General features: G+C 68.6%; 27 protein-coding genes. 21 read left to right on the top strand and 6 right to left on the bottom strand.

What is annotated here, in order from left to right; translation table 11 throughout:
• Positions 1-252 precede the first annotated feature (252 nt).
• From ald to OG558_RS43760, 7 genes are all read left to right on the top strand, one after another.
• A complete protein-coding gene (ald, locus tag OG558_RS43790; RefSeq protein WP_328519009.1) occupies positions 253-1368 on the top strand; it encodes an alanine dehydrogenase in 1116 nt (371 codons plus the stop codon).
• Positions 1365-2297 carry a site-specific tyrosine recombinase XerD gene (gene xerD / locus OG558_RS43785; protein ID WP_405072296.1) on the top strand — a complete coding sequence of 311 codons (933 nt, stop codon included), beginning with the start codon at positions 1365-1367 and terminating at the stop codon, positions 2295-2297. Before ald ends, xerD begins: the two co-directional genes overlap by 4 nt.
• 640 nt (positions 2298-2937) lie before the next feature.
• A complete protein-coding gene (locus OG558_RS43780; protein ID WP_328519012.1) occupies positions 2938-3849 on the top strand; it encodes a ParA family protein in 912 nt (303 codons plus the stop codon).
• The gene (locus tag OG558_RS43775; protein WP_328519013.1) at positions 3834-4214 is read left to right on the top strand and encodes a hypothetical protein; all 381 of its coding nucleotides are present in this window, start codon (positions 3834-3836) and stop codon (positions 4212-4214) included. The genes OG558_RS43780 and OG558_RS43775 overlap by 16 nt, the downstream gene beginning before the upstream one ends.
• Positions 4215-4216: 2 nt before the next feature.
• On the top strand, positions 4217-5200 hold the full coding sequence (locus OG558_RS43770; RefSeq protein WP_405072295.1) for a segregation and condensation protein A: 984 nt from the start codon (positions 4217-4219) through the stop codon (positions 5198-5200).
• Positions 5201-5286: 86 nt separating this feature from the next.
• Entirely contained in the window at positions 5287-6930 is a 1644-nt protein-coding gene (scpB, locus tag OG558_RS43765) for an SMC-Scp complex subunit ScpB (protein ID WP_405068299.1), read from the top strand.
• Positions 6920-7654 carry a pseudouridine synthase gene (locus OG558_RS43760; protein WP_405068297.1) on the top strand — a complete coding sequence of 245 codons (735 nt, stop codon included), beginning with the start codon at positions 6920-6922 and terminating at the stop codon, positions 7652-7654. Before scpB ends, OG558_RS43760 begins: the two co-directional genes overlap by 11 nt.
• A gap of 114 nt (positions 7655-7768) precedes the next feature.
• On the opposite strand, the gene OG558_RS43755 is transcribed toward OG558_RS43760, so the two are convergent.
• A complete protein-coding gene (locus OG558_RS43755) occupies positions 7769-7951 on the bottom strand; it encodes a hypothetical protein (RefSeq protein WP_405068296.1) in 183 nt (60 codons plus the stop codon).
• Positions 7952-8077: 126 nt separating this feature from the next.
• Between OG558_RS43755 and pafA the strand changes: the two genes are divergently transcribed.
• The 3 genes from pafA (at position 8078) to OG558_RS43740 (ending at position 11901) form a co-directional block, all read left to right on the top strand.
• Positions 8078-9439 (top strand): Pup--protein ligase, encoded by a 1362-nt coding sequence (gene pafA / locus OG558_RS43750; RefSeq protein WP_405068295.1) that lies wholly within the window; start codon positions 8078-8080, stop codon positions 9437-9439.
• 51 nt (positions 9440-9490) lie between these two features.
• Positions 9491-10783 (top strand): GNAT family N-acetyltransferase, encoded by a 1293-nt coding sequence (locus OG558_RS43745; RefSeq protein ID WP_405068294.1) that lies wholly within the window; start codon positions 9491-9493, stop codon positions 10781-10783.
• A gap of 143 nt (positions 10784-10926) precedes the next feature.
• Complete coding sequence (locus OG558_RS43740; protein WP_329480330.1) at positions 10927-11901, top strand: FKBP-type peptidyl-prolyl cis-trans isomerase; 975 nt, start codon at positions 10927-10929, stop codon at positions 11899-11901.
• A 53-nt stretch (positions 11902-11954) separates the two neighbouring features.
• On the opposite strand, the gene OG558_RS43735 is transcribed toward OG558_RS43740, so the two are convergent.
• Together OG558_RS43735 and OG558_RS43730 are read right to left on the bottom strand one after the other, a co-directional pair.
• Positions 11955-12401, bottom strand: coding sequence for a hypothetical protein (locus OG558_RS43735; RefSeq protein ID WP_405068293.1), 447 nt, complete (start codon positions 12399-12401; stop codon positions 11955-11957).
• Between the two features lie 135 nt (positions 12402-12536).
• On the bottom strand, positions 12537-13610 hold the full coding sequence (locus OG558_RS43730) for a DUF3866 family protein (RefSeq protein ID WP_405068292.1): 1074 nt from the start codon (positions 13608-13610) through the stop codon (positions 12537-12539).
• Positions 13611-13719: 109 nt separating this feature from the next.
• Here OG558_RS43730 and OG558_RS43725 point away from each other — a divergent pair, with 109 nt between their 5' ends.
• Both OG558_RS43725 and OG558_RS43720 read left to right on the top strand, forming a co-directional pair.
• A complete protein-coding gene (locus tag OG558_RS43725) occupies positions 13720-14673 on the top strand; it encodes a helix-turn-helix transcriptional regulator (RefSeq protein WP_405068291.1) in 954 nt (317 codons plus the stop codon).
• Positions 14674-14746: 73 nt separating this feature from the next.
• On the top strand, positions 14747-15718 hold the full coding sequence (locus OG558_RS43720) for a helix-turn-helix transcriptional regulator (RefSeq protein ID WP_405068290.1): 972 nt from the start codon (positions 14747-14749) through the stop codon (positions 15716-15718).
• Here OG558_RS43720 and OG558_RS43715 read toward each other — a convergent pair.
• Positions 15715-16905, bottom strand: coding sequence for a winged helix DNA-binding domain-containing protein (locus tag OG558_RS43715; RefSeq protein ID WP_405068289.1), 1191 nt, complete (start codon positions 16903-16905; stop codon positions 15715-15717). The genes OG558_RS43720 and OG558_RS43715 overlap by 4 nt on opposite strands.
• Before the next feature lie 153 nt (positions 16906-17058).
• Here OG558_RS43715 and OG558_RS43710 point away from each other — a divergent pair, with 153 nt between their 5' ends.
• The 5 genes from OG558_RS43710 (at position 17059) to OG558_RS43690 (ending at position 20257) form a co-directional block, all read left to right on the top strand.
• Positions 17059-17250: a hypothetical protein gene (locus OG558_RS43710; protein WP_329480319.1), complete on the top strand. Its 192-nt coding sequence runs from the start codon at positions 17059-17061 to the stop codon at positions 17248-17250.
• Positions 17251-17309: 59 nt separating this feature from the next.
• Positions 17310-17603, top strand: coding sequence for a twin-arginine translocase TatA/TatE family subunit (locus OG558_RS43705; protein WP_328519027.1), 294 nt, complete (start codon positions 17310-17312; stop codon positions 17601-17603).
• A gap of 84 nt (positions 17604-17687) precedes the next feature.
• Positions 17688-18443, top strand: a complete 756-nt coding sequence (gene tatC, locus OG558_RS43700; protein ID WP_329480317.1) for a twin-arginine translocase subunit TatC — start codon at positions 17688-17690, stop codon at positions 18441-18443.
• A complete protein-coding gene (locus tag OG558_RS43695; protein ID WP_329480314.1) occupies positions 18443-19312 on the top strand; it encodes a YegS/Rv2252/BmrU family lipid kinase in 870 nt (289 codons plus the stop codon). Before tatC ends, OG558_RS43695 begins: the two co-directional genes overlap by 1 nt.
• A 108-nt stretch (positions 19313-19420) precedes the next feature.
• On the top strand, positions 19421-20257 hold the full coding sequence (locus OG558_RS43690; protein WP_405068288.1) for a chitosanase: 837 nt from the start codon (positions 19421-19423) through the stop codon (positions 20255-20257).
• Between the two features lie 58 nt (positions 20258-20315).
• Here OG558_RS43690 and OG558_RS43685 read toward each other — a convergent pair whose 3' ends face one another.
• Positions 20316-20819: a MarR family winged helix-turn-helix transcriptional regulator gene (locus OG558_RS43685; protein ID WP_405068287.1), complete on the bottom strand. Its 504-nt coding sequence runs from the start codon at positions 20817-20819 to the stop codon at positions 20316-20318.
• Between the two features lie 87 nt (positions 20820-20906).
• Between OG558_RS43685 and OG558_RS43680 the strand changes: the two genes are divergently transcribed.
• The 3 genes from OG558_RS43680 (at position 20907) to OG558_RS43670 (ending at position 26037) form a co-directional block, all read left to right on the top strand.
• Positions 20907-21797, top strand: a complete 891-nt coding sequence (locus OG558_RS43680) for an alpha/beta hydrolase (RefSeq protein ID WP_405068286.1) — start codon at positions 20907-20909, stop codon at positions 21795-21797.
• A 90-nt stretch (positions 21798-21887) separates the two neighbouring features.
• On the top strand, positions 21888-24701 hold the full coding sequence (locus tag OG558_RS43675) for a DEAD/DEAH box helicase (RefSeq protein WP_405068285.1): 2814 nt from the start codon (positions 21888-21890) through the stop codon (positions 24699-24701).
• A 67-nt stretch (positions 24702-24768) separates the two neighbouring features.
• Positions 24769-26037 carry a serine hydrolase domain-containing protein gene (locus OG558_RS43670; protein ID WP_405068284.1) on the top strand — a complete coding sequence of 423 codons (1269 nt, stop codon included), beginning with the start codon at positions 24769-24771 and terminating at the stop codon, positions 26035-26037.
• 11 nt (positions 26038-26048) lie between these two features.
• Here OG558_RS43670 and OG558_RS43665 read toward each other — a convergent pair whose 3' ends face one another.
• Positions 26049-26513: a MarR family winged helix-turn-helix transcriptional regulator gene (locus OG558_RS43665; RefSeq protein ID WP_405068283.1), complete on the bottom strand. Its 465-nt coding sequence runs from the start codon at positions 26511-26513 to the stop codon at positions 26049-26051.
• A gap of 63 nt (positions 26514-26576) precedes the next feature.
• Here OG558_RS43665 and OG558_RS43660 point away from each other — a divergent pair, with 63 nt between their 5' ends.
• The gene (locus tag OG558_RS43660) at positions 26577-26948 is read left to right on the top strand and encodes a cupin domain-containing protein (protein ID WP_329480303.1); all 372 of its coding nucleotides are present in this window, start codon (positions 26577-26579) and stop codon (positions 26946-26948) included.

Genomic DNA, 26948 nt, shown 5'->3' with positions numbered 1-26948 from the left:
TGCGTCAAGATTGCGCAAAGCCTGCGGGGTAAGGGATTCCGGTGCAAACGTCACGGACTGCCACCGCGTCTTACAAGAGTGTAACCGAACCGCCGGGGGTGTTCCGCGAGTCATGCAGCGATCAGACCATCCGTTCAGGTGGTATGAACCTTGCGGGCTTACACTCAGCAGCGACCTGGCATCACCCCTCACGCCGGGCCGCGGACACAACGACGTGGGCCGCACACCTGGATTGTGAAAGAAGGGCGAGTTGTGAAGGTCGGAGTTCCGAAGGAAGTCAAGAACCACGAGTATCGGGTGGCGATCACCCCGTCCGGCGTGCACGAGTTCGCGCGCGCCGGGCACGAGGTTCTGATCGAGCAAGGCGCGGGGGACGGTTCGCTGATCCCCGATGACGAGTTCGTCGCGGCCGGGGCGCGGATCGTGCCGACGGCGGACGACGTCTGGGCGGACGCTGAGCTGGTGCTCAAGGTGAAGGAGCCGGTGGCCGAGGAGTACCACCGGATGCGCAAGGACCAGGTCCTGTTCACCTATCTGCACCTGGCTGCCAGCGCCGAGACCACTGAGGCGCTGCTGACGTCGGGTATCACCGGGATCGCCTACGAGACGGTCCAGCTTCCGGACGGATCGCTGCCACTGCTGGCCCCGATGAGCGAGGTGGCCGGCCGGCTCGCCCCGCAGGCCGGCGCCTACCACCTGATGCGCAACGGCGGTGGCCGCGGTGTGCTGATGGGCGGCGTCTCCGGCGTGCACCCGGCCCGCGTGGTGATCATCGGCGCGGGTGTCGCCGGGATGAACGCGGCCGCGATCGCGCTCGGCATGCAGGCGCAGGTGCAGCTGTTCGACCGCAACATCGCGCGGCTGCGCGAGGCCGACCGGATCTACCAGGGTCACCTGCTGACGATCGCCGCGAACTCGTACGAGATCGAGCGCGCGGTGCTCGAGGCCGACCTGGTCATCGGCGCGGTGCTGGTGCCGGGCGCGAAGGCGCCGAAGATCGTCACCAACGACATGGTGCGGCGGATGAAGCCGGGCAGCGTGCTCGTCGACATCGCGATCGACCAGGGCGGCTGCTTCGAGGACTCGCACCCGACCACACACGCCGACCCGGTGTACAAGGTGCACGACTCGCTGTTCTACTGCGTCGCGAACATGCCCGGCGCGGTGCCGAACACCTCGACGTACGCACTCACCAACGTGACCCTGCCGTACGCGATCGAGCTGGCGAACCTGGGCTGGCGGGAGGCCCTGAAGCTGGACCACAGCCTGGCGCTCGGCCTGAACACGTTCGACGGTCACGTCACCTACGGCCCGGTCGCCGACGCGCACAACCTGCCCCAGCGGAAGCTCGACGAGGTGCTGGTCTGAGCATCGCCCGGGCGGTCAGCGCGTACCTGGACCACCTGACGGTCGAGCGCGGCCTGGCTGCGAACACCCTGGCGTCGTACCGGCGTGACTTGCGCCGGTACGGCGACTACCTCGCGGCCGCCGGGATCGACGACCTCGGCCGGATCACAGAGGCCGTGGTGAGCGACTTCCTGATGCGGTTGCGGGAGGGCGACGCCGACCATCCGCCACTCACCGCATCCAGTGCGGGCCGGACTGTGGTCGCCGTCCGCGGGTTCCATCGGTTCTGTTTGCGGGAAGGTTTGACCGCGGTGGATCCCGCGGCCGCGGTCAAGCCGCCGGCGCCGCCGCAACGGTTGCCGAAGGCACTGTCTGTGGACGAGGTGACGCGGATCCTTGCCGCTGCCGCCGGGGCGGAGGCGGAGCCCGCCGTCCTGGCCACCCGGGACGCTGCGCTGCTGGAGTTTCTCTACGGCACCGGTGCCCGCATCTCCGAGGCGGTCGGGCTGGACGTGGACGACATCGACCTGGAGTCCGGTGCGGTCCTGCTGCGGGGCAAAGGCAGTAAGGAACGCGTCGTCCCGGTCGGGTCGTACGCCCGCGAGGCGCTGTCGGCGTACCAGGTCCGCGGCCGTCCAGACCTGGTACGGCGGGGGCACGGGACGCCGGCGCTGTTCCTCAACGCGCGGGGCGGTCGGCTGTCGCGGCAGAGCGCGTGGACGGTACTGCGCCGGGCCGCACAGCGCGCAGGGATCGCGAAAGAGATCTCACCGCACACACTGCGCCACTCGTTCGCGACACATCTGCTGGACGGCGGTGCCGACGTCCGCGTGGTCCAGGAACTCCTGGGCCACGCCTCAGTCACGACCACTCAGGTCTACACGCTGGTCACCGTCGACAAGCTCCGCGAGGTTTACGCAACGTCCCATCCGAGGGCGCTGTCCTCGTAGGGTGTCGAGCGTGGGGTGTGACTCGCGCTGTCCGCGTGCCAGTTGCTGGGGGCTTGAACAGCAACCCGGGTGTTGGCACAGGAAATAGCCTGTTCAAGGCCCCGGTGGTGTGGGTCAGCCCACGAGACGTGGCACGGACCAGGCGGTTCGCGTCGTACGAGCGGCTCGTGAAACGGTAGACCCGATGCGGTCGATCCGGGGACGGTGTGCGATCATCTGACTACGGTTGGTCATCCGGACGCGGTGATCGGCCGGGTCCGGAGCTTTGTCGACAAACAGCCCCACCCCGGTGCGGAGTGGCTGGTTGAGAGTGCTTGAATGCACGCTTACAGTCGCTGGGATCGCCCGTATCGGTTGAAAGGTTTGACGAGTCATGAACGAGTCGACATTCCCGGGCACCGAGCACCTGCCGACCCCGGCCCGACCGATAGCGCCGACGGTCGCTCAGGCGGGCGCTGCGCCGTACCAGTCCACCTCCTACGGCCACGAGCCGCCGGCAGGCAGGCACGCGGCCCCGACGCAACCGGCAGCAGCGCAACCGGCAGCAGCGCAACCGAACGAGGCACAACCGAACAGCACCACCTCTCCGCGCCCGGCGCAGCCGCAGCGGAACCTGACCCCACCCGACAACTATGCGGAGATGCCGAGGCCGACGGCCAAGCTCACCGCGGAGGACATCGCACCTGTGAATGACGCGCACGGTCCGAGGAACAAGATCGGACCGACCGGCCGGCCGGTGCCCGACCTGCCGATGCCGCAGCGGCCGACGAAGACAGGGCCGGCGCAGGTGATCGCGATGTGCAACCAGAAGGGTGGCGTCGGCAAGACCACCACCACGATCAATCTCGGCGCGGCGATCGCCGAGACCGGTCGCAAGGTGCTGCTGATCGACTTCGACCCGCAGGGTTCGGCCTCGATCGGCCTCGGCGTGCAGCCGCACGACCTGGAGCTGTCGGTCTACAACCTGCTGATGCAGCGCGACATCACCCCGGACGAGGTGATCCGTCCGACCCGGGTGGAGAACCTCGATCTGCTCCCGGCCAACATCGACCTGTCCGCGGCCGAGGTGCAGCTGGTCCAGGAGGTCGCCCGCGAGTACACCCTGCAGCGGGTGCTCGAGCCGATCGTGCCGAACTACGACGTGATCCTGATCGACTGCGCGCCGTCACTCGGCCTGCTCACCGTGAACGCGCTGACCGCGTCGAACGGCATCGTCGTACCGCTGGAGTGTGAGTTCTTCGCGCTCCGTGGGCTGGCCATGCTGACCGACACGATCGGCAAGGTGCAGGACCGGCTGAACCCGAAGCTGGAGATCGTCGGCATCCTCGGGACCATGTTCGACGGGCGTACGACGCACGCCCGCGAGGTGCTCGACCGGGTCGTCCAGGCCTTCGACGAGCGCGTGTTCCACACTGTCATCCGGCGTACCGTCAAGTTCCCCGAGACCACGGTCGTCGGCGAACCGATCACGACGTACGCCCCCTCGTCCCAAGCGGCTACCCAGTACCGCGACCTTGCCAAGGAGGTGCTGGCGCGTTGTCCCGCCGGGTGAGCCTGCCAGGTGCCAGTGAACTCTTCGGGGGTGCGGCACCGAAGCAGACCAGACCCGAGAAGCGCACCACCACTGACGGCCCGGCGCCGGGCGGAGTTCGCGCGCGCACAGCCGTCGTCGACGACCGCAAGTCCAGCGGTCGGGTCCGGCACGACACGAAGATCACCGTGTACGTGACGGAGGAGGAGCTGCTCGGCCTGGAACAGACCAGACTCGCGCTACGTGCCGAGCACGGGTTGATGGCCGACCGCGGCCGGATCGTCCGCGAGGCGATCGACGTCCTGCTGGCCGACTTCGTCGACCACGGGCCGGACTCGGTGCTGGTACGGCGGCTCAAGGCCGCGGAGCTCAAGGGCCCGGAGTGACCGTGTCCTCGGACTCGCTGCCCTTGGACCTGCCCGCTACCGACGGTGGGTCGACTGTTGCTGAGGGCAAGGGGTTCAGCGTCCACCTGGTCAACTTCGAGGGGCCGTTCGACCTGCTCCTGCAGCTGATCAGCAAGCACAAGCTGGACATCACCGAGATCGCGCTCTCGGTGATCACCGACGACTTCATCGCCCACATCAAGGCGCTCGGGTCGGAGTGGGACCTGGACCAGACGTCGGAGTTCCTGCTGATCGCGGCGACCTTGCTGGACCTCAAGGCCGCTCGGCTGCTGCCGAAGGGTGAGGTCGAGGACGACGAGGACCTCGCGCTGCTGGAGGCGCGGGATCTGTTGTTCGCGCGGTTACTGCAGTACCGCGCGTTCAAGCAGATCGCGGCGCTGGCGCAGGAGCGGATGGCGCTGGAGGCCCGGCGCTTCCCGCGGGCCGTCGGGATGGAGCCGCGGTTCGCGGAGCTGCTGCCGGAGGTGCTGCTCGGGATCGACCCGGCCGGACTGGCCGCGCTGGCAGCACGGGCGCTGGCGCCGAAGACCGACGTACCCGAAGGTGTGTCGCTCGCCCACCTGCACGCGCCGACGGTGACGGTCCGCGAACAGGCTGTGGTGATCGTGGACCGGCTGCGGCGCCAACGCAGTACGACGTTCCGCGCGCTGGTGGCCGATTCGCCGGACACCGTGACGACGGTGTGCCGCTTCCTTGCCTTGCTCGAGCTCTTTCGCGAATCGGCGGTCATCTTCGACCAGGTGACGCCGTTGGGCGAGCTGACGATTCGCTGGACGGGCACCGACGAGGGCGAGATCGACGTCTCCGACGAGTTCGACGAGGAATCCAAACCCGAGCCCGAGGACGGCGAGGCCCCTGTGGTCTCCGACGAAACCCCCTTCCTGGAACCCGGCGAATCCCTCACTGCAGAAGACGACCCCGCCCCCCACCCGGCCGAAGACCCCACCGAGACGGCAAACCAGTGACCGAACCAACCCCAACCACCCCCGAGACCCTCGTCACCGAGGACGCTGCCCCGCACACAGCAACCCCCACCGCCCAGCCTGCGGACGTGGAACCCGAGCCCAGGAACAACGCGGTCCTGGATGCGGAGGAGGCCGACGACACCACATCGCCGGTGGAGTCCGGGGAGGTTATTGCCCCCGAATCGGGCAGCAATCTTCCCCAAGCCGGTGCGACCTCCTCGGGCAACCCGGCTGCTTCTCCGGAGGACGACGTACCGGGTGACGACGTGGTGGGGGATGAGGACTACCTGCCGCCGGGGCAGACGGAGGTGCCGGTCGGCGACGAGGTGGTGATCGACGACGACACCATGCGCCGGGCGCTCGAGGCGATCCTGATGGTGACGGACGAGCCGCTGCCCGTGCTGACGCTGGCCCGCGCAGTCGGCCGCCCGACGGGAGATGTGTCCGCGGCGCTGGCGACACTGGCAGCGGAGTACACCGAGCAGGGCCGAGGATTCGACCTGCGTGAGGTGGGTGGCGGCTGGCGCTACTACACCCGCGTCGAGGCAGCGCCGTACGTCGAGCGCTTCGTCCTGGACGGCCAACAGGCGCGCCTGACCCAAGCGGCCCTCGAAACCCTCGCCGTGGTCGCGTACAAGCAACCGGTCAGCCGCGCCCGCGTCTCCGCCATCCGCGGCGTGAACGTGGACGGCGTCGTCCGAACCCTGGTAGCCCGAGGCCTGGTCGAAGAAGCCGGCGCCGACACCGAGTCCCAGGCGATCCTCTACCGCACCACCTCGTACTTCCTGGAACGCATGGGCATGCAGTCCCTCGACGACCTCCCCGAGCTGGCCCCCTACCTCCCCGACATGGACGACATCGAGGACGAACTAGCCGCCCAAACCCTCCCACCCACTCCGTCGCCGGACGCAGACGACGAGTCGCGTACGCCGTCTCCCGCCGAAGCCGACGTGGAAGAGTCGCCGGCCGTCAGCGTCGACGCGGACCTGAACACAACCGAACCCGACGACGACCTCGAGCCGGGCGCCGACCAACGGCAGTCATCAGCCGACGCCGATGAGCCAACTGACGAAGCCGAGCCCACGGACTGGTCCGGAACCGCGTCCGCCGGCCGAGCTGCCGCGGAGGAGTCCGGTACGGCGTCCGCCGACGAACCTGCTGCGGACGACCCGGCCACCGGCGTCGACGGCGATCACACCACCGCCGAGCCGGCCGACCGCGAGGTCGACCCCGACGACGCCGAGCCGACGCCGGCCGACGACGTGGAGACGGGAATCAACCGGGATCGGAGCACCACCGAGCCGATCGACCGTGAGGTCGAGCATGAGTCCGGCGACGCCGATCCTGGTGACGAAAGCGAGTCGGCTGACGCTGACGCGACGAAGTCGTCGGCGGAGACGGACGAGCCCACCGACGGAGCGGAGCCGGCCGATCAGGCTGAGCAGCCACCAGCCGACGACACGGAGCCGGCGGACGAGGTCGAGCTGACGCCAACCGACGCAGCGGAGTCGGTGGGCGAGGCTGAGCTGACACCTACCGACGACACGGAGCCGGCGGACGAGGTCGAGCTGACGCCAACCGACGCAGCGGAGTCGGTGGGCGAGGCTGAGCTGACACCTACCGACGACGCAGAGTCGGTGGACGAGGCTGAGTCGGCGCCGGTAGGCGACGCGGGGGAGCGCATTGCCGGGCGCGAGGCGGCGGATTTGGGTGTGCGGGATGGGGGATGAGACCGGGATTCGGTTGCAGAAGGTTTTGGCTCAGGCGGGGGTGGCCAGTCGGCGGAATGCCGAACTGCTGATCGAGCAGGGGCGGGTCGAGGTCGACGGGGTGGTGGTGACCGAGTTCGGAGTGCGGGTGGATCCTGAGGTTTCGGTCATTCGGGTGGACGGGGAGCGGATCCCGCCGGTCAGCGCTCACGTCTATCTCGTACTGAACAAGCCGCGCGGCGTGGTCACGACGATGTCGGACCCGGAAGGCCGTCCGTGCATCGCGGACTACGTGCAGGACCGCCCGGAGCGCCTCTTCCACATCGGCCGCCTCGACACCGACACCGAAGGCCTGCTGCTACTCACCAACCACGGCGAATTCGCTCACCGCCTCGCGCATCCGTCGTACGAGGTCTCCAAGACGTACGTCGCCGAAGTCGAAGGCAACGTCAAGCCCGGGGTGCTCCGCAGACTCCTCGACGGTGTGCAGCTCGACGACGGCCCGGCCCAAGCCGACACCGTCAAGGTCATCTCCAGCATCCGCGGCCGCACTCTCATCCAGATCACCCTGCACGAGGGCCGCAACCGCATCGTCCGCCGCATGTTCGACGCCATCGGGCACCCGGTCAAACGCCTCACCCGCACCGCCATCGGCCCCGTCCGCCGCGGCAATCTCCACACCGGCGAACTCCGCGCCCTGGACCCCAAAGAACTAGGCCAACTCCTCGACATCGTCGACCTCTAGCTGTCCCCGGTCCGGGTGAGACCGCACGTGCTTTCCGGAAACAAAAGGCCGCCAGGTGACCGGGATGTTCCGGAGAGTGGCAAGGCCGGGGCGAGGGTGATGGTGTTATTCGCCCTACAGCGTTGGGGCTTCTGAGCCGCCGGCGTAGTAGCGGAAGTAGGTCTTGTCGGAGAAGGCGGCGAAGGTGCTGCCTGCCTGGCCGAGGCCCTTGATGACTGTCGCCGTGCCGTTGGCGTGGCCGATGGCATACAGGTAGGCCGTTCGGGTCGTCAACACATGCAGCTCGATGCCGATCACAGGCGAAAGGTTAGGGCTCGAACACCCGACGTATGGCGCCTCCGGTCGCATCAATGGGGTAACACCGGGGTACGGCGCGCCTGAGACATGGCCCGGTTGTCGGAGCAGCGCCGTAGTGTGGGTGATGTGAACCGGCGAATCTTCGGTCTGGAGAACGAGTACGGCGTCACCTGTACCTTTCGCGGTCAGCGCCGACTGACCCCCGATGAGGTGGCGCGGTACCTGTTTCGGCGGGTTGTGTCCTGGGGGCGGAGCAGCAATGTCTTCCTCCGCAACGGGGCCCGGCTCTACCTCGACGTGGGGTCCCATCCGGAGTACGCGACCGGTGAGTGCGACTCGGTCACCGACCTGATCGCGCACGACAAGGCCGGTGAGCGGATCCTCGAGGGTCTGCTGGTCGACGCGCAGAAGCGGCTGCACGACGAGGGCATCTTCGGCGACGTCTACCTGTTCAAGAACAACACCGACTCGGCCGGCAACAGCTACGGCTGCCACGAGAACTACCTGGTCAGCCGGCACGGCGACTTCGCCAAGCTCGCCGACGTGCTGATCCCGTTCCTGGTCACCCGGCAGCTGATCTGCGGCGCCGGCAAGGTGCTGCAGACGCCGCGCGGCGCGGTCTACTCCGTGTCCCAGCGCGCCGAGCACATCTGGGAGGGCGTCTCCAGCGCGACCACCCGGTCCCGCCCGATCATCAACACCCGCGACGAGCCGCACGCGGACGCCGAGCGGTTCCGCCGGTTGCACGTGATCGTCGGCGACTCGAACATGTCCGAGACCACGATGCTGCTGAAGGTGGCCAGCACCGATCTCGTGCTGAGGATGATCGAGGCCGGCATCGTGATGCGCGACCTCACCCTGGACAACCCGATCCGCGCCATCCGCGAGATCAGCCACGACATGACCGGCCGCCGCGAGGTCCGGCTGGCGAACGGTCGCGAGGCGAGCGCGCTGGACATCCAGGGCGAGTACCTGAACAAGGCCCGCGACTTCGTCGACCGGCGCGAGCTCGGGACGCCGGCGGTCGAGCGCGCGCTGAACCTGTGGGAGCGGACGCTGAAGGCGATCGAGTCCGGCGACCTGTCCGGCATCGAGCGCGAGATCGACTGGGTGATCAAGTACCGGCTGATCGAGCGCTACCGGTCGCAGAACAACCTCGGACTGGCCAGCCCGCGGGTCGCGCAGCTCGACCTGGCATACCACGACATCCACCGGCCGCGCGGCCTCTACTACCTGCTCGAGCGCAAGGGCGCGGTCACCCGAGTGGTCGACGACCTGCGCGTCTTCGAGGCGAAGTCGGTGCCGCCGCAGACCACCCGGGCCCGGCTGCGCGGGGAGTTCATCAAGCGCGCGCAGGAGCGTCGCCGCGACTTCACCGTCGACTGGGTGCATCTGAAGCTGAACGACCAGGCCCAGCGGACCGTGCTGTGCAAGGACCCGTTCAAGTCGCACGACGAGCGCGTGGAAAAACTCATCGCCAGCATGTAGTCCTCGGCTAAATCACGTGTCCGGCCGGCGCCCGCGGCGTAGAACATCCGCATGGCGATCGAGATCCGGCCGGTCACCCCGGCCGAGACCAGGGAGTACCTGCGCGTCCTGCCGTACGTGAACGGCCTCCCCCAGGAGGAGCCCGAACCATCCGCCTGGTACGCCGGTCACGCTTCCTGGCCACCGCAGGTCCCAGCGACCGACGAAATGCTGGACCAGTACGTCGAGGAGGCGCAGAGCGACTGGTTCCGACCGCAGGCCGCGTTCGTGGACGGCAGGATCGCCGGTGGGTCGGCGATCGTGTCGGTCCAGGTCACGCTGCCCGGCGGGCGCCAGGTTCCGCTCGGCGGTGTCACGGCTACCGCGGTGCTACCGACGTACCGGCGGCGCGGGCTGTTGCGGAAGATCATGACCGCCATGCTGGACGACTGCCGGCAGCGTGGTGAGTACCTGGCCGGGCTGAGTGCGAGTGAGGGCACCATCTACGGCCGGTACGGGTTCGCTCCGGCGACGTTCCAGCACCGGTGGGAGGTACGTCGTACCGACACCGCCTTCCGTGCGGACTTCGCTGACCCGGGTTCGCTCGAGCTGGTGGACGGTACGGTCGCAGCCGGCGTTTGGCCGGTTTTGCACGAGCAGGTGCGGGCTGTGCGAGTGGGGGAGATCAGTCCGCTGCCCGGCAAGTGGGACGGCCTCGCGACGGGTGTTCTGTCGGCGGACGGCTCCGGACCGGCGCATCACCTCGTGCATCGGGACCCCAGTGGTGATGTCGATGGTGCGGCGTTGTTCCGGCTGCCATGGTCGCCGGACCCTGAGCAGGTCGGCGTACTGCAGGTCGAGGCGTTTGAGGCGCTCACTTTGGATGCCTACCGGGCGTTGTGGGGACTACTGCTCGACTTCGACCTCACCAAGCGGGTTGTCGCGGCCAGGCGTCCGGTCGACGAACCACTCCGCTGGATGCTGACCAACCCCAGGGCGCTGAAGCTCACGCGAACACGTGACAACCTCTGGCTGCGGATCCTCGACGTACGAGAAGCACTGGCGGCTCGCACGTACGCCGCGAGTGGTTCGCTGATCCTGGATGTGTCCGACGACCTGTGCGGGTGGAACGCCGGGCGCTGGCGGCTGGATGCGTCGCCGGAGGGAGCTACCTGCTCGCCGGCTGAGGAGTCGGCAGACATCAGCCTGAGCGTGAACGAGTTGGGTTCGCTGTACCTCGGTGGGGTCCGCGCGAGTGAGTTGGCCAACGCCGGGCGGATCGGTGAACACCGCACCGGGGGTGTAGCCCTGCTGGACGCTCTGTTGCGACCGGACCGTGCACCGCACAACGCAGTCGGCTTCTGAGCGCTGTGACTGAACGTGGTGTGATGCAACGGTGACTCGGGCGGCCGGTGGCACGGTTGGACGTGCAGGCTAGGGTGGGCGGCGTTATTGCCCCTGAGTCGAGCGGCGCGGAGCGCGTCGGGATGTATCGAGGTGCTGGTTTCGTGCGCAAGTTGTTGAGTCTGGTCGCGGTTGCGGCGCTGGGGGCATCCCTGGTGGCCTGCGGCTCCGATGGTAAGTCCGATTTCGGGGCGGGCGGGGTCAAGGTGACCTCGGACTTCGGTCAGAAGCCAACCGTCACCCACCGCGAAGGTGACCCGGACAAGACCCTGGTGACCGAGGTCCTCAAGGAGGGCGACGGGCCGGAGGTCAAGAAGGGTGAGCTGCTCACCGCGAACTACCTCGGCCAGATCTGGCGCGACGGCAAGGTCTTCGACAACTCCTACGACCGCGGTGCGCCGTCGTCATTCCCGATCGGGGTCGGCGGGGTCATCTCCGGCTGGGACGAGGGCCTGGTCGGGAAGAAGATCGGCAGCCGCGTGATGCTGTCCATCCCGTCCGACAAGGGCTACAAGTCGACCGGCAACGAGCAGGCCGGCATCAAGGGTGACGACACGCTGATCTTCGTCGTCGACCTGGTCGGTGCGTCCGCCAACGACACCCCGCTCGACGCGAGCGAGGTTCCCCCGTCGACGCCGACCAAGATCACCGTCAGCGGCCCGCTGAACGCCGAGCCGAAGGTGACGGTCGCGGCCGGCACCAAGCCGCCGGCGAAGCCGGGCAAGCCGGTCGTGTTCGCGCTCGGCAAGGGCAAGCCGATCGAGAAGGGCAGCCAGCTGATCGGCCGGTACGTCGTGTACGACTACACCGGCAAGAAGCAGGCCAGCACCTGGGACGGTCAGCCCGCCGCCAACGGCCAGCCCGCACAGCCGGGTGCGCCGACCGACCAGCTCCAGGTGGGCCCCGGCCCGTCCGGCCAGACGGGTGCGCTCGACGGTCTCGCCGGCATCCCGATCGGCAGCCGCGTCCTGGTCGAGCTCCCGCCGTCGAAGGACCAGGCAGGCAAGGCGATCAACGCCTTCGCGGTCATCGACATCCTGAACGCCTTCCCGGCCCCCAAGCAGCAGCCGGGCCAGTAGTACAAGCGTTCCGAAGGCCGGTCTCCCGAATGGGGGACCGGCCTTCGGTTGTGTCAGCGGTGGAACCAGCGGGCGGTCTGGGGATGAACGGTGAAGGCCAGTGCCGTCAGGACCGCGGTGAGGTGGACCCAGCGGAGGACGGCGATGGTGAAGAAGGTGGCGGACCAGTCGACGGTGGAGAGGTCGCCGTTCTGGATCAGCCAGCCGATCGGTTCGGACACCAGTGACGCGACCCCGACCGTGCCCAGAAGCCAGGCCACCAGATAGCGGGACCACCGCACCCCACGCCGGAAGTAGCGGTCGATCACCACGAACAGCGCGCCGTAGATCACCGCGCGTACGGCGATCTGACCCGCGAGCGACGACGTCGAGGCACCGTCGGCGTACGCGTGGATGACCTGGACCACCGTCTCCGCGACGCCCGCGCCCACGGCGACGAGCCAGAGGGACGTGGCCCAGCGAGCGGTGAGTGGGGCTCCCGCAGGAGCAATGGTTGCCATGCTTCCAGCGTCGCCGCAGAAGCCGTCCGGATCAGGAGTCCTGCGACCACACTCCAGGTGGACCTAGATCCACCTATCAGCCGCGCTCCAGCCCCGTGGTCCGGTCCTGTGTCCGCACAGCCGCCGCGGTGATGATCACGGCACGTCCACCAGACCGGCCGCGTGCCGGCCGGCCGCGGCGGCGGCTTCGAAGTAGGCGCGGTCGCCATCGAGGTCGCGGCCCATGGTGGACAACTTCACCGGTGCGGCCCGCAAGGCCTCGTACAACCCGTCCACTCCGACCCGCACGACCCGGTGCCTGGCCTTGAGTGGCTCCGCGGCGTCCCGTACCGCGTCGCCGAAGTCGCCCGGCAGATCGGGTACGACGACATCCGCCGGCTGCAACGCGACCCGGCCGTACGCGGTCAGACTGTGGTGCGAGATCCCCCGGTGCCGTGGTCGCGGATCGGCCTCCGAGATCCGCAGCGACGCCACCGCCCGCCCACCCAGCGTGCCGACCGCGTTGACCGCCTCACCTGACTGCACACCCGAGAACCCCCAGCGAGTCCCCGTCCCGAGGTTGCCCGGCCCCTGCGTCAGTACGACGAGCTCCGCCGACAACACGTGTACGGCGGTCAACAGCCCGGTGTGAACCGTCACCGCCTCACGATCCCCGCCGTACGCCTGTCCGACGGTCACTGTCCCGCTGAGCCAGCCACTGTCCCGCAGCGACGCCACGGTCCGCGAGAACGCGAGTGGTAGCGCCCCACCGTCGGTCATGACATACACAACCCGGGTTGTCGGCCGAGCCTCGTACACACCGGCCAGTACGGCGGGCAGCGCGGAGTGCAGGTCCGCCACGACCACCGGCGTACGGAACAGGTCGTCCGCATCCCGCAGTACGTCGTGATCCGGCGAGTCCTGCTCGTCCGCACCCATCACCATCGCCTGCAGCGGCGTGTACCGAGCCTTGACCAGGTGACCGCGCTCCGGCGCGTCGGCAGGCAGCCGGTCCGGTATGGCGACCACCAGCGCGTACCCGCCCGTCCCCAGCCCGCGATCGAGCGCACCGACGTTCAGCAACACCCGGTCGCCGGGGACCGGCGTACCCACCAGGTCTGGATAGGCCAGAGCGCGCACAGGCTGCGCACCGACCATCACAGTCAGTTCGACCGCACCGGCCCAGCTCCGCCCGATCTCACGCACCACTCCGTCGCGCCACCGAATCACAGGGCGACACTAGCGGGATCGTGGACCTGCACCGGCGGATCGAACCCGTGTTCGAAGGTTTCGGTGCGGCAGGGCGGGTTTTGACGCTCGAAGGCCGTAAGGTGGTCGGGTGTCGGCGCGGAAGAGTGAGCGACTGCTCAATGTGGTCATCTGCCTGCTGGTCGCGCGCACCTATGTGACCAAGGAACGCATCCGCGAGGTGGTCGAGGGGTACGCGGGCCAGACCGACGACGCCTTCGAGAAGATGTTCGAGCGGGACAAGGACGAGCTGCGCGACCTCGGCATCCCGATCGAGATGGGCACCATCGACAAGTTCTTCTCCGACGAGGTCGGCTACCGGATCCGCCGGGACGTGTTCGAGCTGCCCGAGGTGCACCTGGAGCCGGACGAGGCCGCCGTACTGGGGGTCGCCGCCCGGGTCTGGCAGCACGCCAGCCTGGCCGAGGCGACCACGTCGGCGGTGCTGAAGCTGAAGGCCGCCGGGATCCAGACCGACCAGTCCGCGCTCAGCGCGATCGAGCCGCATGTCGGTGCGTCGGAGCCGGCCTTCGACCCACTTTGGTCGGCTGTAGTGAGCCGGACCGCAGTGCGCTTCCAGCACCTGCGCAGTGGCGCGTCCGAGCCGACCACGCGGACTCTGGAGCCCTGGGGCATCGTGTCCTGGCACGGCCGCTGGTACGTCGTCGGCCGCGACTGGGATCGCCAGGCCACACGGATGTTCCGGATGTCGCGGATCGGCGGAGACGTGAAGACCGTCGGAGCTCCGGGCGCGTTCACCGTGCCGGAGGGCACGGACCTGCGTTCACTGGTGTCCGAGCTGGCGCCGCCGCGGCCGACGTCGGAGGCGAAGGTCCGCGCCCGCACGGGGTCTTGTGTGAGCCTGCGCCGCCGCGCCAACGCGATCGAGCCGTACGAGGAGGGCTGGGACCTGCTGCACGTCCCGTACGCCGACTCCGGCGTCCTGGCCGAGGAGATCGCGTCGTACGGCCCGGATGCCGTGGTCGAGGGACCCGGGGACGTGCTGGATGGTGTTCTGTGGCGGCTTCGGACGGTGGCCGGATGAGCGAGCGAAGCGAGTTCATCATCAAGCACAGCGAGCCAGGCTCATGCGCGCCCGGAGCGAAGCGAGGACGTGCATGAGCAATGCCCGTGACCAGGTGCAGCGGTTGCTCGCACTGGTGCCGTATCTCCGCGAGAACGATGGTGCTCGCGTCGACGACGTGGCGGCGGAGTTCGGCGTACGGCCGAAGCAGATCATCGCCGACCTGAAGGTGCTGTGGTTCTGCGGGCTGCCTGGTGCGCAGATGGGCGATCTGATCGAGATCGACATCGAGGCGGCCGAGGGCGACGGCGTCATCCACATCAACAACGCGGACTACCTGGCCCGTCCGCTGCGGCTGGCCGCAGACGAGGCGCTGGCGCTGCTGACCGCACTGCGCACCTTGCGCGAGGTGACGGCCGGACACGACCGGGAGGCAGTCGACCGGGCGATCGGCAAGCTGGAGCGTGCCGCGGGGGAGGCCGCGGCGGCCAGCGAGGGCGCGGCGGCCCACGTGCACGTCGAGCCGGCCGCGCCGGAGATCGCCGAGACGGTCAACCGCGGCCTGGCCGCCCAGCGCCGCCTGCATCTCACGTACGACGTCCCGTCGCGCGACGAGACCACCGAGCGGGACGTGGACCCGATGCGCCTGGTCGTGTCGGAGGGCCGGACCTATCTCGAGGCCTGGTGCCGGCTGGCCGAGGACGTCCGGCTGTTCCGCCTGGACCGCATCGCCGCCGTCAAACTCCTCGACCTCCCCAGCGAACCGCCGCCCGAGGCGACCCCGCGCGATCTGTCGAACGGCATGTTCCAGCCGTCCGAGCGCGACCTCCTGGCGACCGTCCGGCTGGCGCCCCCGGCCCGTTGGGTCGCCGAGTACTACCCGAACGAGTCCGTCGAGGAAGGCCCCGACAACTCACTGATCGTCAAGCTCCGCGTCGCCGACACCGCCTGGCTCCAGCGCCTCGTCCTCCGCCTCGGCGGCGCCGCCACAGTCCTGGACCCACCCGACCTCACCACCCAGATCGCCGCCACCGCCCGCGAAGCCCTCGCCGCCTACGACGATTAGCCCTGGCTGAGCTGTTTCTCCAGTGGGGCTCGGAAGCCCGGGGTGACGCGGACGCCGGCGAGCCAAGTGGTCCAGTGGTCCGCTTCGGCTTCGATCAGGGCTGCGGTCTCGCGGCCCACGTCCTCCAGCAACTGGTAGCGGACCTCGCCGGTTTCGGGCTGGCCCCAGCCGCCGACGATGCGGCCGTCCGCCCAGATGGTCGGGCCGATGTTGCCGGTGTTGTCGAAGAGCTTGGCCTTGTGCTCGCCCAGGTACCAAGCGCGCTCCTTCCAGCCCATCGGCGTCGGGTCGAGGGCAGGCAGGAACGCGACCCACGGCTCCGTCGGAACCTCCGGCGCCTCGTCACCCGGCAGCACATAGCCGACCTGGCCGTCCAGGTCGACCGGGACCGCCTCGACCGCGGTCAGGGCCTTCTTCGTCTGGCCGGCCGTCCAGCCGGCCCACCATTGCAGGTCCGCCGCCGTACCCGGGCCGAACGACGACAACCACGCCCGCGCCAGCGCCATCCGTGCCTCGTCCGCCGTCGGCCTGTCACCCAGCCTGTCGGGCAGCCAGTCCTCGGCCGGCGACCACTGGTGCTGACCGCTCAGCCACGTCCCCAGCGGGCGCCCACGGACGATCCGTCCCTCGGCCGACAGCTGGAACAACACCCGGCTCGTCACGTACGGCTGAGCGGCGTACGCCTTGCCCTCGGCCATGCTCAGCCGGGTCCGCAGCCGCGGCTCGTCCGCGGCCAGCTCCTGTGCGGTCGCCGATCCACGCAGCGCCAGCGCGGTCGCCGTCGACTCCTCGACCGCCCGCAGCCACTTCCCGGACGCCTCCGGATCGCCCGCTACCCCGGCCTCGGTGAGGTGCTTCACCAGCAACTTCCGCTGCTTGACCGCGATGTCGTCCGTGCACGCCGCCTGCACGATCGGCGCGAACAGAGTCGGTACGACGAACACCGTCCGGCGCATGCCGAGCATCCGGATCAGCACCCGGTCGTCGTAGAGCGCACGCTCCGTGCCCGCGACGTCACTCCCCGGAACCCGCGCAGCCACACTCAGGTGAACCGTCGCCGGGTCGGTGGCGTGCAAAGCGACCAGCGCCGCGGCCGCCTCGACCGGATCCGCCGCCCGGCACTCCGGCCCGAGCCGGTGCCGCCGCCCGAGCCGCGCCCGCCGCTCGTCCACCCCGATCCGAAACATCCGCAACCCCTCGCTCACCGAATACCTACCGACCCCACGCCACGCGGCGTACTCCGCAGACACACGGTTTTACCATCACGTTCCGACACCGTTGTCCGCTCAGACTCCCCGCAGGGCGTGGGCGATGGACGACGACCGGCTAGGCTCCTGGGTATGTACTGGTTCCTGCTCTTCCTCGCGGTGCTGGCGGTGTGGCTTCTGGTCCTCGCCCTGCTCGCGAAGAGGGTGTGGGGCCAGGCCAAGGCGCTGACGCGTGAGTTGGTCGCCGCCCAGTCCAAGCTGGACGCCGCACAGTCCGCGGCCGGGTCTGGACAGACCCGCCAGGATGAGCACGCTCCGGCGTAGTATCGGCCCACGTTCTCACGCTTGAGCCACGAGAAGAAGTTTGTGAAAGGGAGATCGACATGGCACCGCTCCTCGGTATGCCCCAAGGCGCAGAGTGGCTCGTCATCCTCGCGATCGTCGTGCTGCTGTTCGGTTCGGCCAAGCTGCCGGCCCTGGTGAAGCAGCTCGGCAAGTCGAAGAAGATCTGGGAGGAAGAGGTCGGCCCCAAGAAGAAGGAGCCGGAGCTCACCGAAGGCACCCAGCAGGTCCAGGCGCCGACCCAGCAGGCGGCCCCGCAGGCCCAGCCGGCCCAGCAGCCGAACCAGGTGAACGGTCAGGGCGACGGCCTGCCGCCCACCCACACGGCCAACTGAGCCGAGCACCCGCCGGTGTCAATGGTGAGGATCGGACGGCGTAAAGAGAAGAAAGAGCGCCGCCCGAAGGACGACGAGGGTCGGATGACCCTGCGCGAGCACATTGTCGAGCTTCGCAACCGGTTGCTCATCAGCGTGCTCGCGATCGTGGTGTGCACGGTGCTCGGCTGGATCTTCTACGACGAAGCGTTCAGGTTCCTGACCCAGCCCTTCCACACCAGCGTCGGTGACCTGGCCCGGGAGCAGGGCAAGGAGCCGATCCTCACGTTCCCCGGCGTCGGCGACGCGCTGACGTTCCGGATCAAGATCTCCGCGCTGTTCGGCCTGGTGCTCGCCAGTCCGGTCTGGCTGTACCAGCTCTGGGCGTTCGTCGCGCCGGGCCTGCACCGCAACGAGCGCAAGTGGGCCTACATCTTCGCCGGAATCGCGGCGCCGCTGTTCGCCACCGGTATGGCGGTGGCCTACTGGACGCTGCCGAAGGGCATCGCGATCCTGATCAGCTTCACGCCGCTGGACATCCAGAACCTGATCGAGCTGCCGACGTACCTGGACTTCGTCATCCGGACGATGCTGGTGTTCGGCGTCGCGTTCCTGATCCCGCTGGTCGTCGTGCTGCTGAACATGGTCGGCGTGGTGCCGGCCAAGGCGCTCGCCAAGTTCCGGCCGTACATCATCCTGGTGATCTTCGTGTTCGCCGCGGTCGCGACGCCGTCCGGTGACCCGTTCACGATGTGCCTGCTGGCGATCCCGATGTGCCTGCTGTTCTTCGCCGCCGAGGTGATCTCGCGCTTCAACGACAAGCGTCGCGCGCGGCACTCAGAGGAACTGCTGGCCGACTGATGAGGCGTGTTGCGCTGGTAGTGAATCCCACTGCCGGTCGGGGTCTTGGTGCCCGGGTTGCTCCGATCGTCCGTGAACGGCTTGCTGCGGCCGGACTGACCGTCGACGTGTTCGCCACCAGTTGCGCCGAGGACGTCGGTCGGATCTCCGCTGAGGTGGTCGCGTCGGGGGCGGATGCGGTCGCGTTGATCGGGGGCGACGGCACGATCCATCTCGGTGCCCAGGTGCTGGCCAAGTCCGGGATGCCGTTCGGCGTGATCCCGGCCGGCACCGGGAACGACTTCGCCCGCGGGATCGGCGTACCGCTGAAGGATCCGGCCGCGGCGGCCGACCTGATCGTGGCCGGCAAGACCCGGACGATCGACCTCGCGGTGGCGAAGGACGAGTACATCACCACGGTCGTGGCCGGCGGCTTCGACTCACTGGTGAACCGGCGCGCCAACGCGATGAGCTGGCCGAAGGGCAACTCCCGCTACACGGTCGCGACCCTGGCCGAGCTCCGCACGTTCAAGCCACTCGAGTACGTCGTGACCGTCGACGGCGAGGTGATCGAGACCAAGGCCATGCTGGTCGCGGTCGGCACCGGGCCCACGTACGGCGGGGGACTGCAGATCTGCGCCGGCGCCGAGATCGACGACGGCCTGCTCGACGTCACGATCATCCAGCCGGTGTCCCGGCTCACGCTGCTGCAGATGTTCCCGAAGCTGTCCAAGGGCACCCACGTGGGCCACCCGATGCTGCGGACCTTCCGTGGCCGCTCGGTCCGGCTCGAGTCGCCCGGCATCACGGCGTACGGCGACGGCGAGGTGCTCGGGCCGCTCCCGATCGACATCACCATCGCCCCGGGCGCCCTCACCGTGTTCGCCTGAGACAGAACCTTCACACTCTGAACCCCCCTCACCTCTGGTCGTGCTGAGATTGCTCTGATAGGAAAGCTTCCTAACAGTTCATCTCTCGGACGCCCACCGGAGGAGATCGTGCCGAACCGCCCCACTCGCAGGACCACACTCCTGCTCGGACTGACCCTCGCGGCCGCCCCGGCGACCGCCCTCGCCGCCACCCGCTACGCGCCGCACGCCGACGCCGCGACCAGTGGTCTCACCGCGACCGGCCTCGACGATCCCGCGAAGAAGGAGATCGCGATGCAGATCGTCTGCAGCGCGGAGAACTCCTCGCTGGACTGGAAGGCGCAGTACAAGTACATCGAGGACATCGACGACGGCCGCGGCTACACCGCCGGCATCATCGGCTTCTGCTCGGGGACCGGCGACATGCTCGAACTGGTCCAGCTGTACGCCGACCGCAAGTCGGGCAACGTATTGCAGGAGTATCTGCCGGCGCTGCGCCGCGTGAACGGCAGCGACTCGCACTCCGGCCTGGACCCGAACTACACCAAGGACTGGAAGACCGCCGCCAAGGACACCGTCTTCCAGCAGTGCCAGAACGACGAGCGTGACCGCGTCTACTTCAACCCGGCGGTGTCGCAAGGGAAGTCCGACGGCCTGCGCACCCTCGGTCAGTTCTGCTACTACGACGCGATCGTCATGCACGGGCCCGGCAGCGACGCCACCAGCTCCGGGGGAATCCGGAGTCGTGCCCTGAGGACGGCCAAGCCGCCGTCGCAGGGTGGAAACGAGACGACCTACCTCAACGCCTTCCTTGACGCGCGTGTCTGGGCTATGAAGCAGGAAGAGGCACACAGCGACACCAGTCGCGTCGACACCGCGCAGCGCGTCTTCCTCCGCAACGGCAACTTCGACCTGAACACTCCGCTCGACTGGAAGGTCTACGGCGACCCGTACCACATCAGCTGATCCATCCGGACCCGCAGCCGGACTCCCACCGACCACCAGGGGAGGGAGTTCGGCTGTGTCATGTCTGAGGCGTGTCCAGCGGCCCGGGAGCCTGCCGTGTGGTCGCCGCCGGCTCGGTGCGGTCGGTGCGGGGATCGGACTCGGCGCGTTGGCGAAGCATCGAGAGCATGGTGGCGAGCTGTTCGAGATTCGCAGCCGGGAGGACCGAGCCGACCCAGATGTTGAGCTCGGCCTCGACCGTCGGTGTCGCCGCGGCCAGGATCTCGGCGCCGGCTGGCGTCAGTTCGACCAGGGAGGAGCGGCGGTCGTGCGGGTTCGCCGTACGGCGGCAGCGGCCGGCCGACTCGAGTCGGTCGACGGCCTTGCTGGTGGCGCCGACCGTGATCGCGATGTCGTGGGCCAGGTCGTAGACCCGGGCGTTCCCGCGGGCCGCGATGACGCGGAGGAACTCGAACTGGCCGAGCGGGAGGCCGTGCTCGGCCTTCAGCCGGGCGTCGAGCACGTTGTAGAGCCGCGTTTCCAGCCGGACCAGGTCCGTGAACAACGATGTGAGATCAGTCACAGCCAGATCCTGACGATCACGGAATTGGATTCCTCGGAATGTAGTTAGGGGGAACTATATTCCTCGGAATCTATCAGGAGGCGGACGATGAGTCAGGACCAACGAGCCACCGCACGCGGCATGATCTCCAAGGGTGACCCGTCCCGGTCGCCGGCCCAGCAGCGGGATGACTTCGACGCGGTGTTCGGGGCCCTCCCGCTCGGTGACGACGTCACGCTCGAGCCGCGCTCGCTCGGCGGTGTCCCGGCGCTGGACGTGAAGGTCGCCGGAGCCGACGGGGACGGCGTGATCCTGTACCTGCACGGCGGGGGCTACGTGATCGGGTCGGCCCGTACCGGGGCCAATCTCGCCGCGCCGCTGGCCCGTCGCACCGGCCTGCAGGCGGTGTCGCTGGACTATCGCCTGGCGCCGGAGGCCGCCTTCCCGGCGGCGGTCGACGATGCGCTGGCGGCGTACAAGGAACTCCTCGAAGGTGGCCGCGAGATCTTCGTCGCGGGCGACTCCGCGGGCGGTGGGCTGGCGCTCGCCCTGGTACTGGCGGCACGTCGGGAGGGCCTGCCGTTGCCGGCCGCGGTCGTCGTGTTCTCGCCCTGGGCGGACCTCACGCTGTCCGGTGCGAGCATGGACACCCGGGGAGACTTCGACCCACTGTTCAGCCGTGCGCACATGGAGGCGTACGTCGACCATTACCTCGCCGGCTACGACCCGAAGGACGAGTTGGCGAGTCCGCTGCTCGCGGACCTGAGCGGACTGCCGCCGCTGCTGATCCAGGTCGGTACGGCGGAGGTCCTGCTCGACGACTCGCTAGGGCTCGCGGCCCGCGCCGCGGAGCACGAGGTCGACGTCAGCCTGGACGTCGTCGCGGGTGCGCCGCACGTCTACCAGTACAACGTCGGCCTCATGGACGAGGCCGACGCGGCGCTCACCCGGGCCGCCGCCTGGCTGACCCAGCGTGGCTTTGGGGGTGGCGTCGCATAGATTGGGGCCTGTGAGCGAGCGGAGCGAGGTCACCATCCAACACAGCGCATCTCGTGTCTCATCCGCGCCCGGAGCGAAGCGAGGACGTGGATGAGCACTCCGTCCGAGAAGTACGCCGTGTTTCGCTCGGACCAGGAGCATCCCGCCGTGAAGGAGTTTCGGGCGCTCTATGACTTCGAACTGGACGAGTTCCAGCTCCGTGCCTGCGCCGCCCTTGAAGACGGTCATCAGGTGCTCGTGGCCGCGCCCACCGGCTCCGGGAAGACGCTGGTCGGCGAGTTCGCCGTCCACCTGGCGCTGCAGCGCGGGCAGAAGTGTTTCTACACCACCCCGATCAAGGCTCTGAGCAACCAGAAGTACGCCGACCTGGTCAGCCGCTACGGCAGCGACAAGGTCGGCCTGCTCACCGGCGACAACTCGATCAACTCCGAGGCCCCGATCGTCGTGATGACGACCGAGGTCCTGCGGAACATGCTGTACGCCGGTTCCAGCACCCTGCTCGGTCTCTCGTACGTCGTGATGGACGAAGTGCACTACCTGGCCGACCGCGCTCGTGGCGCGGTGTGGGAGGAGGTGCTGATCCACCTGCAGGAATCGGTCTCGGTGGTGTCGTTGTCGGCGACCGTGAGCAATGCCGAGGAGTTCGGCGACTGGCTGGAGACCGTCCGCGGCAACACCGTCGTCGTCCTGGAGGAGAAGCGGCCGGTGCCGCTGTTCCAGCACGTGATGGTGGGTAAGCGGCTGCACGACCTGTTCGCTGGTGAGGCGCCGACCGCAAGGGTCGGCGCGCCCACGAAGGCCAAGTCCGGCAATCCGGCGAAGGCCAACCAGGTCGACCTGAAGGACCTGGTCAACCCGCAGTTGGTCCGGATCGCCCGCGACGACAACCGGATCTTCCGCGACGACTCGCGCAAACCCCGCCGGCGCCGGGATCTCCCGAAGGGCCGCCCGCAGCGGTCCCATTTCACGCCCTACCGGTCCGATGTGGTCGAGGAGCTGGACGCCGGCGCGCTGCTGCCGGCGATCTACTTCATCTTCTCCCGCAAGGGCTGCGAGGACGCGATGATCCAGTGCCTGCGCTCGGGCCTGCGGCTGACCAAGCCGTCCGAGCGGGACGAGATCAAGCGGGTGCTGGCGGAGCGGACCGCGGACCTGCCGGACGAGGACCTCGGCGTGCTCGGTTACCACGACTTCGCCGAGGCGCTCAGCCGCGGCATCGCGGCCCACCACGCGGGCATGCTGGCCGCGTTCAAGGAGGTCGTCGAGGAGCTGTTCGCGCGCGGCCTGATCAAGGTCGTGTTCGCCACCGAGACGCTTGCCCTGGGCATCAACATGCCGGCGCGCACCGTCGTACTCGAGAAGCTGAGCAAGTGGAACGGCGAGGCGCATGTCGACATCACGCCGGGGGAGTACACCCAGCTGACCGGCCGGGCGGGCCGTCGTGGCATCGACGTCGAGGGTCACGCGGTCGTGCTGTGGCAACCAGGCTTCGACCCACGCGCCGTGGCCGGTCTGGCGAGCACCCGTACGTATCCGCTCCGCTCGTCGTTCTCCCCGTCGTACAACATGGCCGTCAACCTGGTCCGCCAGGTCGGGCGGACCAGGGCCCGCGACATGCTGGAGCTGTCGTTCGCGCAGTTCCAGTCCGACCAGGCCGTGGTCGGGCTGGCCCGGCAGGTGCAGCGCAACACCGAGGCGCTCGAGGGCTACAAGGAGTCCATCGACTGTCACCTCGGCGACTTCCTCGAGTACGCCGAACTGCGCCGGCGGATCGGTGAGCGGGAGGCGTCCGGCTCGAAGCGGCGCAAGCTCGATCGCCGGGTCGAGGCCCAGGAGTCGATCGAGAAGCTGCGGATCGGCGACGTCATCCGGATCCCGGCCGGCCGCAGTGCGGGCTGGGCGCTCGTCCTCGACCCGGGGATGCGCTCGGAGCGCGAAGGTCCGCGGCCGACCGTGCTGACGCTGGACCGGCAGGTCCGGAAGCTGTCGATGATCGACTTCCCGACGCCCGTCGACGCGATCAGCAGCCTGCGGATCCCGAAGAAGTTCAACCCACGCAACCCGCAGCAGCGGCGTGAGCTCGCGCAGGTACTGCGGAACCACACGGACATGCTCGGCGAGGACGGGCCGCCGTCGCGCACCCGCGGCCGGGATGTGGTCAGTCACGCCGACGACCCGGAGCTGCAGGAAATGCGGGCGCAATTGCGCGCGCACCCGTGCCACGGTTGCTCGGATCGCGAGGACCACGCCCGCTGGGCCGAGCGGTACTTCCGGCTCGACCGGGAGAACCGCGAGGTGCAGCGAAAGATCGAGCAGCGGACGAACACCATCGCCCGCCAGTTCGACCGGGTCTGCCAGGTCCTCGACGCGTTGCACTACCTGGACGGCGACAAGACCACCGAGGCCGGCGACCGGCTGTCGCGGATCTACACCGAACTCGACCTGGTCGCGGCTGAGTGCCTGCGGCAAGGAGTTTTCGACGACCTCACCGTGCCCGAGCTCGCGGCGTGTCTTGCCGCGCTGGTGTACGAGGCGCGGTCGAAGGACGAGCCGACGTCTCCACGGTTGCCGCGTGGCGACGTACGCCTGGCGCTGGAGAAGATGGGTGGGATCTGGCGCGACCTGTCCGCGCTGGAGCGGGACATGCGGGTGGACTTCCTGCGCTCGATGGACCTCGGCTTCTGCTGGCCGGCGTTCCGGTGGGCGTCGGGTGCCTCGCTGGCCGAGGTGCTCTACGAATCCGACCTGGCTGCCGGTGATTTCGTTCGTTGGGTGAAGCAACTGATCGACCTGACCGAGCAGGTCGCGGACGCGGCCGGACCGACCCCGTTGCGTTCCACCGCGCGAGCCGTGGTCGACGAGATCCGTCGTGGGGTCATCTCGTACGCATCGATGATCGAGTAGACCCCTGCGGTGAGAGACTCCTTCAGCAGTACCCCCCTGCCTTGAAGACCTGAAGGAGAACACGTCCGTGGAGTTGTCGCGCCGGAATCTCGGCAAGCTAGCCATCGCCACCGGCGCGGTCGCCGCCGTCGGCACCGGAGCAGGAACGGCCCTGAGTCGCTCCGCCGATGCCGCCGCGACCTGGAAGACCACCGGCACCGCTGTCGCGGCCCTGGCCGGGTTCGACAGTCAGATGAAGACGTTCATGCAGGCGCGCGGCGTGACGGCCGGCCAGCTTGCGGTGACCTACAAGGGCCGCCTGGTGCTTGCCCGCGGCTACAGTACGTCCACCGCGCTCACCGTCAACCCGACCTCGCTGTTCCGGATCGCCAGCCTGACGAAGTCGTTCACGGCCGCCGCGATCGTGAAGCTGGTGCAGGACGGCAAGCTGAGTCTGTCGACGCCGGTCGGCAACATCATCTCGATCACGCCGCCGACCGGTCAGACCAAGGACACCCGCTGGTCCGCGGTCACGATCAAGCGGCTGCTGCAGCACCTCGGCGGCTGGGACCGCGACATCTCGGGCGACCCGGAATGGGAGGACGCGGTGATCTCCCGGGCGCTGGGTGTCCCGATGGAGCTGCACCCCGCCGACGTGATCAAGTACGAGGCCGGCCGGAAGCTCGACTACGCCCCGGGCACCAAGTACGCGTACTCCAACTTCGGGTACACGCTCGCCGGCCGGGTGATCGAGAAGGTGAGCGGCCTGAGCTACCCCGCCTATGTGCAGCAGAAGCTGCTCACCCCGTTGAAGATCACGCGGATGGCGCAGGGATACTCGATCGCGAAGCACTCCGGTGAGGTGCCGTACGAGTCGCAGTACACCGGAAAGACCGTGCTGGACATGTCGGGTGCCACCGTGCCCGCGCCGTACGGGTCCTTCAGCATGCGCATCCAGGATGCCAACGGCGGCTGGATCGCGAGCGCTCCGGACCTGGTCCGGTGGGCGAAGATGTTCGACACGTCGTCGAGCGTGCTGAACACGGCGTCGCTGAACAGCATCTGGGCGAAGCCCGAGATCGGCGTGAACTCCGACGGCTGGTACTACGGCCTCGGCTGGCAGGTGCGCCCGACGACGGGCGGCACCGGGCGCAACACCTGGCACACCGGCAGCATGCCGGGGACCTTCACCATCATGGTCCGGACCTACAACGGGATGAGCTGGGCGGCGCTGTTCAACCGCCGCGACGACGCCAGCGGCAAGTCGTACGGCGACATCGACGCGGCGCTGTGGACCGCGGCCAACGGTGTGAAGACCTGGCCGACGAACGACCAGTTCCCGAACTACTTCGCCTGACCTGCCCTTGCTTAGAACATCAACGCGCGGAAGTGCGGCGTACTGATCTGGGCCTCGCCGGCCATCTCGGTCAGTATGCCGCGCACCGTGTCGATCGCCTCGTCGCCGAAGCGCCTGCGCAGCTTGCGTTCGTAGGCCTGGTGGAACTTCCGGGCCGCCTGGAGTGCGGCCTCTCCTCGTGCGGTGAGCTGTAGCAGCCGAGCCCGGGCGTCGGTGGGGTCGGGCCGGCGCTCGACGTACCCGCGGCGCTCCATGTCGTCGACGATCTGGCTCGCGCCCTGCTTGGTGATCTCCAGCCGCTCGGCCAGTCCGCTGATCGTGGTCGGCCCGGCGCTCAGCGTGCGCAACACGAACCCGTCCGACCGGCCCTGGTCGTCGTACCCCTGCTCGGCCGTCGCCTGGCGGAGTGCGCGGACGAACTCCTGGTCCGCCAGCAGCAACAAGATCCCGAAATCCGGCTTGCCCGATCGCGTCATGCACGCCATGATAGTCAAGCTGGCTTGGTCAAGTCAGCTTGACTATCTGGAGTGGGGGAACCCATGCACGTCATTCGCGCGACCGAGGCGCCGCGGTTCGAGTTGCACGGCGTCGAGTTCACCGGGCTGGCGGCACCCAGCCGTGGCTCCGCCGGTCTGTGCACCTGGAAGCTCACGGTCGATCCCGGGCACGGCGGCGGTGAGCCGCACACGCTCGACCGGGACGAGGTGTTCATGGTGCTCACCGGTACGGTGCAGATCACGGCCGACGGCGACAAGCTCGGTCCCGGCGACGCTGTCGTCGTACCCGCCGGCGAGCCGATCGCGCTCACCAACCTGGGCGAGGGCAAGGCCGAGCTGTACGTCGCCATCACCGCGGGTTTCACCGGCACGATGGCAGACGGCACGCAGATCCAGCCGCCCTGGGCTCAGTGA

Source organism: Kribbella sp. NBC_01510 (genome assembly GCF_045040325.1).
Lineage (GTDB): Bacteria > Actinomycetota > Actinomycetes > Propionibacteriales > Kribbellaceae > Kribbella.
This window is presented reverse-complemented; position numbering and strand designations above follow the sequence as displayed.